This is a genomic window from Micromonospora sp. NPDC047467, from assembly GCF_040643095.1.
Lineage (GTDB): Bacteria > Actinomycetota > Actinomycetes > Mycobacteriales > Micromonosporaceae > Micromonospora.
Map to the genome: position 1 here is coordinate 198,072 of NZ_JBEYTO010000004.1, position 13,788 is coordinate 211,859.

At 70.5% G+C, this 13,788-nt stretch carries 7 protein-coding genes; 4 read left to right on the forward strand and 3 right to left on the reverse strand.

All coding sequences use genetic code 11. The features are described 5' to 3' along the window. The first annotated feature begins 55 nt into the window (after window positions 1–55). The 4 genes from ABZ780_RS13470 (at window position 56) to ABZ780_RS13485 (ending at window position 10,031) form a co-directional block, all read left to right on the forward strand. Window positions 56–3,847: a phage resistance protein gene (locus ABZ780_RS13470; protein WP_357486059.1), complete on the forward strand. Its 3,792-nt coding sequence runs from the start codon at window positions 56–58 to the stop codon at window positions 3,845–3,847. 73 nt (window positions 3,848–3,920) lie between these two features. After that, complete coding sequence (gene pglZ / locus ABZ780_RS13475) at window positions 3,921–6,629, forward strand: BREX-2 system phosphatase PglZ (protein WP_357486061.1); 2,709 nt, start codon at window positions 3,921–3,923, stop codon at window positions 6,627–6,629. Continuing rightward, window positions 6,626–7,930, forward strand: coding sequence for a BREX system ATP-binding protein BrxD (gene brxD / locus ABZ780_RS13480; protein ID WP_357486063.1), 1,305 nt, complete (start codon window positions 6,626–6,628; stop codon window positions 7,928–7,930). The genes pglZ and brxD overlap by 4 nt, the downstream gene beginning before the upstream one ends. Before the next feature lie 37 nt (window positions 7,931–7,967). Then, a complete protein-coding gene (locus ABZ780_RS13485) occupies window positions 7,968–10,031 on the forward strand; it encodes a DEAD/DEAH box helicase (protein WP_357486065.1) in 2,064 nt (687 codons plus the stop codon). Window positions 10,032–10,059: 28 nt separating this feature from the next. Here ABZ780_RS13485 and ABZ780_RS13490 read toward each other — a convergent pair whose 3' ends face one another. The 3 genes from ABZ780_RS13490 to ABZ780_RS13500 form a co-directional block, all read right to left on the reverse strand. Further along, complete coding sequence (locus ABZ780_RS13490; protein WP_357486067.1) at window positions 10,060–10,914, reverse strand: alpha/beta fold hydrolase; 855 nt, start codon at window positions 10,912–10,914, stop codon at window positions 10,060–10,062. A 261-nt stretch (window positions 10,915–11,175) separates the two neighbouring features. Continuing rightward, entirely contained in the window at window positions 11,176–12,087 is a 912-nt protein-coding gene (locus ABZ780_RS13495; protein ID WP_357486069.1) for a L,D-transpeptidase family protein, read from the reverse strand. A 79-nt stretch (window positions 12,088–12,166) separates the two neighbouring features. Continuing rightward, window positions 12,167–13,612, reverse strand: a complete 1,446-nt coding sequence (locus ABZ780_RS13500) for an alpha-amylase family protein (protein WP_357486071.1) — start codon at window positions 13,610–13,612, stop codon at window positions 12,167–12,169. Window positions 13,613–13,788: the final 176 nt, after the last annotated feature.

Genomic DNA, 13,788 nt, shown 5'->3' on the forward strand with positions numbered 1-13,788 from the left:
TCGTCGGGTTGCCGGTGACGCCGGCGTCACGGGGAGCGCGGGGCGAGGAGCGGTGATGACCCTGTTACGGGACGTGATCGACATTCCGACCTCGGTCGGTGACGGCGACTTTGTCGTCCGCGCCGCCGAGGGTGCGGACCTGCGCCGGTACGTCGTCACCGACCAGCTCCGGGCCAACTTCGCCGACGCGCTGCGGCGTATCGGCCACGCCGTCACCAGCGGCCGTTCGCAGGCGATGTTCCTGCACGGCTCGTTCGGCTCCGGCAAGTCGCACTTCATGGCGGTGCTGCGAGAGATCCTCCAGCACAACCCGGCAGCGCGGGAGGTGCGTGGCCTGGCCGAGCCGGTCCTCGCCGCCGACTCCTGGCTGCGCGACCGCAAGCTGCTCACCCTCACCTTCCACATGCTCGACGCGCGGTCGGTCGAGCAGGCGATCCTGGAGGGCTACCTCAACCAGATCACCGCCATGCACCCGGAAGCGCCCGTTCCCGCCGTACACCGGTCGGACGCGCTGCTTGACGACGCCGCGCGGCTGCGCGCCCGGATGGGTGACGAGGCGTTCTTCGCCGCGCTGCGGGACGGCGGCGGCGACCCGGGCACGGGCGGTGGTGGGCTCGCCTCGCACGTTGCACGGGCGACCGGCTGGACCCCGGAGGGTTACACCGACGCCGCGGCGGCACCGCCCGGCACGGAGCAGCGGGACCGGCTCGTCAGTGCCCTGACCAGCACCTTCTACACCGGCGCCGTCCGCAGCGGGGAATATCTCGACCTGGACACCGGCCTCGCGGTGATCACCCGGCACGCCAAGTCCCTCGGGTACGACGCGATGGTGCTCTTCCTCGACGAGCTGATCCTCTGGCTCTCCACGAAGATCAGCGACCACGTCTTCGTCAACACCGAGGGCGCCAAGCTCAACAAGCTCATCGAGTCTGCCGACGCCACCCGGCCGCTGCCGCTGATCTCGTTCGTCGCCCGGCAACGCAACCTGGAGGACTTCCTCGGCCCGCAGGTCGGCGGCACCGAGCGGGAAGCCCTCGCGCACGTCATGCGCAGTGTCCAGGGCCGGTTCGGCGAGATCGTCCTCGCCGACACCAACCTGCCCGAGATCACCGAGAAGCGGCTGCTCAAGCCCAACGACGACGCGGCCCGCGCGGTGATCGACAACGCCTTCGCCGCCGTCAAGGGCAACCGGGAGGTGTGGGACGCGCTGCTGCTCGGCGCCCAGTACGGCGACGCCGGCATCGGCTCGGACGCCGCCGCCTTCCGCAAGCTCTACCCGTTCTCGCCGGCGCTGGTCGCGACCCTGGTGGCGCTGTCGCAGGCGCTGCAGCGCGAACGCACCGCGCTGAAGGTGATGACCGAGCTTCTCGTCGACCGCCGGGACACCCTCCAGGTCAACGACCTGATCGGGGTGGCCGCGCTCTTCGACCCGTTGGTGCTGCACGGCGAGCTGCCCGATCGGCCCAAGCTCAAGCAGCTCTTCCAGGCCGCCCGGAGCGTCTACACGCAGAAGCTGCGGCCGATCCTGCTCAGCCTCAACGGCATCGGCGAGGAGCAGGCCACCGGGCACCAGCAGTTCCAGCTCGACGACAAGCTGATCAAGACGGTGCTGCTCGGTGCGCTGGTGCCGGAGGTGCCGGCCCTGCACAGCCTCACCGCCGCCAAGCTGCACGCGCTCAACTTCGGCTCGATCACCTCGCCGATCCCCGGCTACGAGCGGCAGATCGTGCTCAACCGGCTCAACCGGGTCGCCGACAGTGCCGGTGAGCTGCACCTGACCAAGACCCCCGACCCGGTGGTCACGCTCAAGTTGCACACCGTCGACTACGACAAGCTGCTCGACCTGGTCCCCGAGGACGAAGCCACCACCACCGGCGTCCGGCAGCAACTCATCCGTGAGCTGGTCACCGCCGAGATGGGCATCGCCGGCAGCGAGGGCCAGCTCGGCGAGCTGCTGCACTCCCGCGACTGGCGCGGCCGGCGACACACCATCCAGGTCAAGTTCGGCAACGTCCGCGACCCCGACACCATGCCGGTCTCCGCGCTGATCGCCAACGGGGACGCCTGGCGGGTCGTCATCGACTACCCGTTCGACCCGCAGGGCTTCGAACGGGCCGCCGACCGTGCCCGGATCGAGCGCCTGGAGCGCGGCTCCCGGACCGTCTTCTGGCTGCCCTTCTATCTCACCGACGAGCTGATGGGGAAGGTCGGCCAGCTCGCAAAGATCAACTACCTGCTCGGTAACGGCACCGGCGACCGGCTCAACTCGCTCGCCGCCGACTGGCCCCTCGCCGACCGGCAGCAGGGCCGGGTCTACCTCCAGCAGCGTCAGACCCAGCTACGCGGCACGCTGATCAGCGCCCTCATGCAGGCGTACGGGTCGGCCACCTCGCGCGGCTCCGACGTGCAGGACGACGCCATCGGCGTGTTCCACACCCTCGCCGAGGGTCTGCACGTCGGCGACCCCCGGGGCGGCACCCTGACCGAGGCGTTCACCAACCTCACCGGCGAACTCCTGGCCTGGTCCTACCCCGGCCGCCCGGCCATGCCGGACGACGAGAAGCCCGTCACCCGCAGCGAGATGACCAAGATCATCGAGTACGCGCGGCAGGCCGCCGCCGACCCCGCCCGGGGCGTCAGCGTGCCCAACCCGGCCGACCAGCGCATCCTCCGGCGCGTCTGCAACAACCTGCGCCTGGGCGAGCTGATCGACGGCCGGTACGTGCTGACCACGAGCACCTGCCGCTGGAGTCAGCACCTGCTTCAAGCCGCCGCCAACGAGGGCTACACCGACCACTTCCCGGTGCACGTGCTGCGCAAGCTCATCGACGAGCCCGCCGCGTTCGGCTTCGACCGCGACCTGCAAAACCTGATCATTCTGGTCTTCGGGCTGGAGCAGCAGCTCGCCTGGTACCAGCACAGCGGCAAGATCGATGTGCCCAACCTGGCCGCCGTGCGGGACGAACTGCAGCTGCGGCACCCGCCGATGCCCGACGAGCAGGCCTGGAGCGCTGCGGTGGGCCGGGGTGCCGCGCTCTTCGGCGGCGTGTTGCCCGCGTGGCGTACGCCCGCCAACCTTGGCGAACTCGCCGGCACGCTTCGCCGTGCGGCGAGCGGGCGGCAGAAGTCGGCTGGTGACCTCGTGCACGCCCTGGAAGCCCACGCTGAGGTGCTGGGGCTCGACACGTCCGCTCCCGTGGGCCGGTTGGCCACCGCCCGGCGGGCGGCTCGTCTCGTGACCGCGCTGGCTGCCGAGCGCGATGACGTGGTGCTGGTCGAGGTGCTGGCGCAGGCCGACCTCGGCGATGTCGACGACCAGGCCGTCGGCGGGGTGCTCAGCCAGGCGGGAGACATCGTCACGGCACTGGCCCAGGGTCACCAGTGGCCCCTGCTCCAGGCAATCCGCGCTCGCGCCACCCACGACGACCGGGCGCGAGTGATCATCGAGCAACTGCAGAGCGTCGCCCGCCACGAACAGCACGGACAGGACCTGGTCGACGCCCTCGAAGCGGCGTCCGCGGCATCCGCGGCGCTCCTTGCCGCCGAGCAGCCGAAGCAGCCCACCGTGTCCGGAGGGGGCAACACCAACCACACGGCCAACGGCGGTCCCAGCGTCTCCGTGCCGGGCCAGCAGTCTGGGCGCGACCCCGGACCGGCGGCACTGCCCGGCGACCCCGGGGCGGGAGGCGTGGAACAGACCCCGGCGCGTGCCACCACCGGGCTGGTCAACGTCGTTCCCCGGCGACGGGAGGTCAGCGACATCGCCACCTGGGATGAGGTCACCGCCGAGATCGCCGCCGAGATCACCAACGGACGACGCGTCACGATCACCTGGGAAATCCGATGACCGGTGCGGAGGCAGGCACCCCGCGACTCGCCGGAGCCCGCATCTCTGCCCCTCGTCGCGCGGGGACAGAATCGTGAGCGCGCCGGTCGCCGCGGCTCAGCCGGACGCCGTCCGCCGCAAGATCGAAGCGTGGCTGGCCGAAAACGACCAAGCGGAGAGCATCGCGCTGACCGCCCGTCCCGAATGGTCAGCCGAGCCGGTGCTCACCATCGGCGGCACCCAGGTCCGGGTGGTTCCATGCCCCACCCCGCTGGCCGCTCGCGCGGCCCTGCACGACCGGGTCGACGGCGAACGGCTGGTGCTGCTCACCGAACTCACCGACAGCGAGCTGGGCGACGGGCTCCTCGCCCACGTCAGCAAGCAGACCGTCCGCAAGATCGACCCGTGGGACCTGGTCCGGCAGATGTTCGGCGGGGTGAGCGCCCTAGACCCCACCCTGGTGCGGGTCGGCCGGTGGGTCGCCAACGCGCTCACCGACCACGCCCCGACCGACGGGTGGCCCGCCCCGCCCGGCGCGATCCTCACCCGCGACCACGCGCTGCGGAGCCTCACCTCGGAACTGCTCGACCTGCCACCCGCCGAACTCGACGACAGCGGGTTGGTGCAGTGGAGCACCGACGCCCGCCGGCAACTGCGCTTCACCACGCTGCCGGACGCCGTCGCCGACGGCATCACCGCGTACCTGACCGGGACCGCCGGCCGTGCTGCCGTTCCCGTGATGGCAGCCGTACGCGCCGGGCACGGAGTCGACATCATCGCGCTGGGACTCCTGGCCGGGCTGCTCTGGCCCGCCCGTGGTCAGCAGGCCGCCGAGGTGGAGGCCGCCGTCGGGCGTACCCGACTGGAACCCCTTTTCGGCGGCCTTCGGCTCACTTCGCAGCAGGCCACGGCGCTGCACCAAGCTGCCGAGGCGTGGGTCTACCGCACTGTCGACGCCGGCGCCGAGGGCCGGGATGAGGCGATGCGGATGCTGCGGCGGGCGGAAGCGATCGCCGTGGAGGTGGGCATCACCCCGCTGCTCGGCGCCTCAGCCGTACTGCCCAGCGGTTTTGTCCAGCGTCTGCGGGCCTTCGCCGACGCCGTACGGCTCGCCGTGCCGGCCGGAGCTGCGGCGCAGCCGGCGGCGGTTGCCCGTGCCCAGTCGGCCCTCGCCACCGTAGAGGCGCACCGAGCCGCCGACCCGCGCCGGGTGGAAACCGCCCGGATGGCCGTACGCCTGCTGCGCTGGCTGCACACCACCGACGGTCCCGCACCGGCGACCCTGCTCGACGCGCTGCACCGACAGGTCCGGCAGGACGGCTGGGTCGACCGGGCACGGCTCGACGTTTTCGCCGGTGATCCCGACCAGCAGGTTGCCGAGGCGTATCGCCTGCTGCACCAGTCTGTCGATGCTCGCCGATCCCGCCACGATCAACAGTTCGCCACGCTGCTGGCCGCGATGACCAGCGCCGAGACCGAGCCGGGCGCGCTGCTGCGCGTCGAGGACGTGCTCGACCGCGTGGTGCAGCCGGTCCTTGATCACGGCCGCCGCGTGCTGCTGCTCATCATGGACGGCATGGGTGTCGCCGCCGCCACCGAGCTGGCCGAGTCCGTGACCCGGAGCGGCACCTGGGTTGAGCTCACCGTCAACGGCGGCGCGCGGACCGGCGTGCTGGCGGCTCTGCCAACCGTCACCGAGGCCAGCCGGTGCAGTCTGCTGAGCGGGCGGATTGCCGCAGGCCGTCAACAGGCCGAGCGCAAGGCGTTCCGGGCGCGCTTTCCCACCGGCAGGCTGCTGCACAAGTCCGCTTTGCGGGCGGGTGCCGGGGCAGCCCTGGACCCGGAACTGCTCGCGGCCCTCGACGACCCGTCGATCCCGCTGGTCGCCGCTGTCGTCAACACGATCGACGATGCCCTGGACCGTAGCGATCCGGGCACCACTGTCTGGGGCGAGGAGACCATCACCGCCGTAGGCGACCTGCTGGCCTCCGCGGCCGATCGGGTGGTCATCCTCGTCTCCGACCACGGCCACGTCGTCGACCGTGGCCCCGACGCGGTCACCCTGCCCAGCGCCAGCGGCGAAAACCGGTGGCGTCCGCCGACCGAACCAGCCGGCGACGCCGAGGTGGCCGTCAGCGGCAGCCGGGTGGCGCTCGGGGGCGGGTCGGTCGTCCTGCCCTGGCGGGAAGACGTGCGGTACGGGCCGCGCAAGGCGGGCTACCACGGCGGCGCTTCACCCGCTGAGGCTGTCATCCCGCTGCTCGTGCTGAGCGCCGGCGACGAGCTTGCCGTGCCCGGCTGGGCAGGTGCGCCGGTGGCCAGCCCGGACTGGTGGCGTGAGCCGTTGACGGACATCGCACCCTTGCCGGCCGAGCCCGCACCGGCAACCCGACGTCGCTCACGTCGGCCCGCCGAGGAGCAGCCCGACGGCCTCTTCGACCTCGCGCCCGCAGGTGCCGCGCCGGCCGCCGCTCCGCAGCCGGCACCCACCGCACCTGACCTGGTGACGGCTCTGCTCGCCAGCGACCGCTACGCACAGCGGCGAGACCCCCGTCTGCCACTGGCCGATGAACGGGTCGCCGCGCTGCTGGGCACACTGATGGCCGGCGGTGACCGGGCAACCCTGGACACTCTCGCAGCCCGGTCCGGCGTGCCTGCACATCGCATCAACGGCACCGTCGCCGTGCTGCGCCGACTTCTTCAGGTCGAGGGCTATCCCGTGATCACCCTCGACGCGGACGGCCGAACCGTGCACCTCAACCGCGCGCTGCTGATCGAGCAGTTCGAGCTGGAACAGCCGTGACTGTCGACGTATCCGCCCGTCGCCGCCGGGACATCATCGACGCGCTGCGCCGCGGTGTCGTCCCGAGCAACGGGCTCGACGTGCTCGCGGTCGGGCTCGACCGTTTCACCGTCGCACTCGACGACGACCTCGACCGCGTTGCCGAAGGCGGCAGTGTCTTCAAGGCCGTCCGGGGCGAGTACGGCGCTGGCAAGACCTTCTTCACCCGCTGGCTGGCCGAGCGCGCCAAGCGGCGAGGCTTCGCCGCCGCAGAAGTGCAGATCTCCGAACTGGAGACACCCCTGCACCGGATGGAGACCGTTTACCGACGGCTGGTCGAACACCTCAGCACCGAACAGTTCGCCCCGAGCGCGTTCCGACCGGTCCTCGACGGTTGGATCTTCGCGTTGGAGGAGGACGTGCTCGCCGCAGGTACGGTCGCGGAGGATGACGCGCCAGGGCTCGACCGTGCGGTGAGTGACCTGCTGGAGCGTCGACTGGGCGACATTTCCCGGAGCACGCCGGGTTTCGCCGCAGCGCTACGCGGTTATCGGGCTGCCGGCGCAACCGGTGATCACCTCACCGCCGACGGGCTCGCTGCTTGGCTCGGTGGTCAGCCGCACGTCGCGGCATCCGCCCGGCGGGCTGCCGGCGTGAAGGGCGACCTCGACCACTACGGTGCGCTGAGCTTCCTCCAGGGCCTGTTGACCGTTTTGCGCGACAGCGGGCACCAAGGGTTGCTGCTGGTGCTCGATGAGGTCGAGACCTTGCAACGGGTACGCTCCGACGCTCGGGACAAGGCGCTCAACGCGCTCCGGCAGCTCATAGACGAGGTCCATGCCGACCGTTTCCCAGGTCTGCTGTTGGTGATCACCGGGACGCCTGCATTCTTCGACGGGCCGCAGGGTGTCCAGCGCCTCCCACCGCTTGCGCAACGGCTCGCCACCGACCTCGGTCCCGACCCGCGTTGGGACAACCCCCGGGCCACCCAGCTGCGACTACCCGGCTTCACCAGCGACGCTCTGGTGGAACTCGGCACGCGGGTCCGAGACATCTACGCCAGCGCCCAGGTCAACGCGCGAGTCGACGACGAATATCTGGCCACCCTGGCCCGTGCCGTAACCGGTGCCCTGGGCGGGCAGGTCGGGGTGGCACCCCGTGTCTACCTCAAGAAGCTCGTCGCGGATGTCTTCGATCGGGTGGATCAGTTCGCCGACTGGGAACCGCGGCGGCACTACGCACTGACCCTGCGAACCGACGAGCTGACCGAGGTGGAACGTAACGCCGCTGCCCGGGCCGACGACATCGAACTGACGCTCTGACGTGCTGCCGGACCTGGACCCGGTCGTCGTGCACCACGTGGTCAACACCCTCGGGTGGCGAGACCTGCGGCCCTTGCAGCGAGCTGCGGTTGAGCCGGTGCGCGGCGGCCAGGACGCCCTTCTGCTGGCGCCGACAGCTGGCGGAAAAACGGAGGCGGCGATGTTTCCGCTGCTCTCCCGGATGACCGAGCACCAGTGGACCGGAACGTCTGTGCTCTACCTCGCCCCGCTCAAGGCGCTGCTCAACAACCTGCAGCCGCGCCTGGAGCAGTATGCCGGCTGGCTCGGACGGCGGGTGGCCCTGTGGCACGGGGACGTCAGCACATCCCAGCGGCGAGCGGTGCTCTTTGAGCGGCCGGACATCCTGCTGACCACACCCGAGTCACTGGAAGCCATGCTGGTAAGCGTCAACGTCGACCATCGGCAGTTCTTCGCCGGCCTGCACGCGGTCGTCGTCGACGAGGTGCATGCGTTCGCCGGAGACGACCGGGGATGGCACCTGCTGGCCGTCCTTGAGCGGCTGACCCGGGTAGCCGGCCGACCGCTGCAACGGATCGGTCTCTCCGCCACGGTCGGCAACCCGGACCAACTGCTCGCCTGGCTTCAGGGATCCGGCGTCGAAAGCCGCCCAGCCCGGGTGGTGGCTCCCGACGTGGTCCGGGTCGTTGATCAAGCGCAGCCGGTCGAGATCGAGCTGGACTACGTGGGCTCGCTGGTCAATGCCGCAGCGGTGATCGCGGGTCTGCACCACGGCGAGAAGCGTCTCGTCTTCTGCGAGTCCCGGCAGACCGTGGAAGAGCTCGGACAACTACTGCGGGCACAGGGCGTCACCACCTTCCTCTCCCACGCCTCCCTCTCCGTCGATGAGCGCCGTCGGGCAGAGCAGGCTTTCGCCGAAGCCCGGGACTGCGTCATCGTCTCGACCAGCACGCTCGAACTCGGTATCGACGTCGGCGACCTGGATCGCGTGATACAGATCGATTCGCCAGCCAGCGTGGCGTCCTTCCTGCAGCGGCTCGGGCGCACCGGTCGGCGCCCGGGGAGCAGCCGAAACTGCCTGTTCCTGACGCTCGGCGGTGCACCGCTCGTGGAGGCGGCCGGACTGCTCCTGCTCTGGTCGCGTGGCTGGGTGGAGCCGGTCACCGCACCGCCGGAGCCTCGACACATCGTCGCTCAGCAACTGCTTGCGCTCTGCCTGCAGGAGCACCGCATCGGGGATGAAACCTGGGCTCGTGCCTGGAACGGGTTCCACCCCTTCGATGAGAGCGCACGGCCGATCATCCGGCATCTCATCGAGCACGGCTATCTGGAGCAGGACGAGGGCATGCTCTTCATCGGCCCCACCGCCGAGGAGCGATTTGGCCGTCGCCATTTCATGGAGATGACGGCTGTCTTCACCGGCCCTCCGGAGTTCACCGTTCTCCTGGGGCGCAGCGAGCTGGGTCGGATCGACCCCAGCCTGCTCACCGAGGAGGTTAGAGGCGAGCGCCGATTACTGCTGGCCGGCCGGAGCTGGCGGGTCACCTACATCGACTGGCGCCGCCGGCGGTGTTTTGTTGAGCCAGCCGACGGCGGGGGACGCGCCCGGTGGTCGGGCACCGGCTGGGCGTACCGCGGCTATCAGCTCTCCCAGGCGATGCGGGAGGTGCTGCTGGGGACAGACCCGCCGGTCGCGCTGACCCGCCGCGCGCTGACCCGACTCGCGCAGGAGCGCGAGGACAAGCGGCACCTTGTGCACCCGGGCGGCACACTCGTTGTCCGCGAGGACAACGGCGACCTTCGCTGGTGGACCTGGGCGGGTTTCCGAGCGAACGCGACGTTGACCGCGACCCTGGGCGAGGTCGTCGACCCGGTGGAACGATTCGACGGCAACAGCATCCGCCTGCGGGAGAATGTCACACCCGCCAGTTGGCGGACGCTCACCGCCGACGCCACTACCCGACTCTGCCTGCCGGAGATCAACGACAAGGCCCTTGACGGACTTAAATTCAGCGCGGCCCTGCCGAGACGAATCGCGACAGCGACGCTAGCCATGCGTTTGGCCGATCTGAACGCGGCTGCCGCCGTTTTGGGGCAACCCGTCCGTTTCGTCATGCGCTGACAGCGTCAGGTGGTCATCGTGAACGATTTCAGCGGCGCGGGGTCTCGCTGGCGATTGTCGCTTCCCGGGGCAGCGCCGCCGCGCGCAGCGCCCAGTCCAGTGCGTAGTCGGCGATCCGCTCCCAGCCGTCCTGTCCGACGGTGAAGTGGGACCGGTCGGGGAACTCCTCGTACGCGGTCAGCGCCCGGGACTTCTGGTAGAGCCCTGCGTTGGACTGCACCACGCTCGCCGGCGCCACGTGGTCCTGTCCGCCGGCCATCAACAGCAGCGGCGCGCGGTCGTTGCGCCCGTTGTCGATACGGGCGGGCGAGCGCGGGTCGAGGTTGGCGAACACGCTCTCGAAGAGCACCCGCCCGGCTCCCGGTACGGCGTAGCGCTGCCACGCCCGGTCGGAGTCGGCGCGGCTCATGGTGTTGCCGAAGGTGTAGGCGAAGTCGTCCTGGGTGAAGGGGACGGCCCGGTGCCGGTTGGCCGGGCTGCGCAGGATCGGGAACGCGGAGCGCAGCTGGCTCAGCGGCACCTTGAGCACCCCCTTCGGCGGTGCGGGGTGCACGCCCACCCCGGCAGCGCCAAGGCCCCGGTCGACCAGGATCTGGGTGAACAGCCCTCCGAAGGAGTGCCCCATGATGATCGGCGGTCGCGGCAGCGCCCGGATGATCCGGTCGTAGTGCGCGACGATCGTGGCGATGCTCTGCTGGGCGATCGGCGTGGGATCGTCGCGCAACTGCTCGACCGACTGGTCCATGCCGGGCCAGGCCGGGGCGAGGACGTGCATGCCCCGCGCCGTGTACCGGTCGATCCACCCCTCCCAGCTGCGCGGGGTCATCCAGAGTCCGTGGATCAGTACGACCGTGTCGACTCGGCCCTGCGGCGTGGCGCCCATCGTGTCTTCCCCCGGTGTCGTGGCATTCGATCCGGCGGTTACCCGCTGCCGTGCGCGGAATTCCTCCGCCGGCTGCCAGGGCTGCTCGCCGCCCCGGCACCGGGGCGCTGCGGTCCGCTTGGTCGGCGCGCCGGGGTCCGACCCCGGCGGACGTCACGCTCCGTATCGCACCGGCCTGCCGGCCTGCCGGCCCGCCGGCCGGCGTCCATGCCGAGCGGAACGGCTGGCTGCTTGGCGACTGAGGCTCTGTGCCTCCGCCGCTCAGGCGGTCGGCGGAGGTGTGGGTAGCTGCTCGACCACGACCAGGCTGCTGCCGGGGCGGACCTCGGCGAGCAGCTCGCGCTGGCCGCTGCGGGTGACCCGGATGCAGCCGTTGGTGGTGTTCTCGCCCAGGTCGTCGTCGTTGTGCCAGGTGTGCAGGCCGATGTGGGCGCCGCGCAGGCTGGCCGGCACCGCCTCGGGGTCGTCGGGCACCGAGCCGAGGGCGTAGATGTCCACCCCGCCGTAGACACGCTCGGGCGGTTCGGTACGGCCCAGGATGAACGTTCGCCCGAGCGGGGTCTCCTGCCCGGCCTGGCCGAGGCTGGTCTGCCAGGAACGCATCGCCTTGCCCGCCCGGTACCAGGTGAGCCGGTGAACCTTGCGCTCCACCACGATCTGGTCGCGCAGCGGCACGGTGTCGAACCCGCCGGGTGGCAGCCACGCGAGGCGTCGGTTCGCCGAGGGCAGCAGGACGGCCGTCCAGCCGACCCGCCGTTCGGCGATCGGCACGGTCAGCTCCACACCGGCGAGTGTCGGTTCGAGGAAGGCCAGCGGACGTCCGCCCGGCGCGTCGTACGCGGCGATCCGCCGGGTCGGGTGCACGCCCTCGGTCAGTGGCGTGGTGTCCATGGTGGCCGGATCGGCCGGGAACCCCTTCGGCGCCGGGTCGTAGTCGACCACCGGAAGCCCATCCGGGGCGGGAGCCGCCGCCGGCACCGACTCCTCGGGGCTCTGCTCGATGCTGCTCGGCGTCGGGTCGGGCACCGCCGCGACCGGCCGGTCGCGGTTCGGCGAGCGCGGGGTGAGGGCCTGGCCGACCAGCAACGCGACGGTCAGCAGCGCGGCCACGGCGATGGCGGCGACCACCCAGACACCCCGACGACGGTACGGAGCCATTCGGTCAAACTGCACCAAAGCACTGTATCGGACCTGGACCGTAAGGAAGGGACCCGTGCCGCACAAAAGGCGACAAGGGCCCCTTCCCGCCTTCTCAGACCCGCGCGCCGATGTGGATGGCCACCGCGTCGTGGGCAGGAACGTTGGCGGCGAACCAGCCGCTACCGTCCACGGTGATCACCGGCCCGCTGCACGTGCCGCCCGCGTACGTGCCGTGGATGACGTCGCAGTACCGGCCGGCGGGCAGCCCGGTGTAGTAGGAGCGGCCGTTCACCGCCGAGTCCTCGTCGTTGACGGTGATGTAGCCCTTGCCGCTGCGGCTGAACGCGATGTGATTGTTGCCGTTGTCGTACCAGTTGGCCACGCCCGCGCCCTCGGTGGCGTTGCGGAACCCGACCATGTTGGCGATCACCGGCCAGCGGTGCTCGCACTCCCAACCCGAGTAGCAGGTGGTGTTGAGCGTCTTGTTGGCGCCGTCCGAGGGTGGGCCGGCGTCCCGGTTGCTGAAGGTGTAGCTGGACATGACGGTCGGCGAGCCGTACGGCCAGGCCAGCATGAACGCGTTCGCCAGCGCGTAGATGCCCCGGTCCCGGTAGGTGAGCACGCCGCCGACGTCGCGCTGGGTGTCGTGGTTGTCGACGAACACCGAGGCGACTCCGGTGGGCAGGTGCCCCCAGCCCTCACCGAAGTTGCGCAGGTACGCCAGCCGCTCCGAACGGAACACCCGGGCCAGGTCCTTGCCGTAGCGGAACTCGTGCACGTCGCCGTTGCCGGTGTACTCGGTCGGCTGGATCGGCTCACCGGCGCCGTAGATGACCTCCTGCACGATGTACGCGGACCGGGAGAGCTTGCCCCTGATCGCGGCGATGTCGGCGGCCGGCATGTGCTTGCTGGCGTCCAGCCGGAAGCCGTCCACGCCGAGTGAGAGCAGGTCGTTGAGGTACGACGCGATCTTCGTGCGGACGTAGTCCGACTCGGTCTTCAGGTCCGACAGGTTGACCAGTTCGCAGTTCTGCACCTCGTACCGGTCGTTGTAGTTGACGATGTCGTCGCTGCCGTTGCGCCCGCAGTGGTGGAAGTCCTGGGTCTGGTAGATGCCCGGGTAGTCGTAGTGCGAGTAGGGCGAGCCGGCCCAGCCGGTGCCGCCGTTGGCCTGCCCGGACATGTGGTTGATGACCGCGTCGACGAGGACCTTGACCCCGGCGGAGTGGCAGGTGTTCACCATCGACTGGAACTGGGCGCGGGTGCCCTTGCGGGATTCGATCCGGTAGCTGACCGGTTGGTACGCCAGCCACCACTGGTTGCCCCGCACGTGCTCCTGCGGGGGCGAGACCTGGACGTAGCCGTAGCCCTTCGGGCCGAGCGTGCTCTGGCACTCGCTGGCCACCGAGGGCCAGTTCCACTCGAAGAGCTGGACGATGACCTTCTTGTTGCCCGCCGGGGCGGCGGCGGCCGGGGGTGCCGTCACGGTGAGGGGGACGAGCAGGCTGGCGATCAGGCCGAGGGCGAGGATCGCCGAGCCGCGTCGACGACGGTGCATCGAGGACTCCTGACGGGAGCGGGGGTGGGGTGGTGCTGCGGGGGAACACCGGGATTGCTTGAATCTTGCAACCCATGCTGAAAATTGCCGAAAGATTACAAGCACGTTGCAACGGCTGTCAATGCACGGGCGTCAATCGGTGTCCGTCCCGTCACGAGGGGTTCGGCTACTACGCG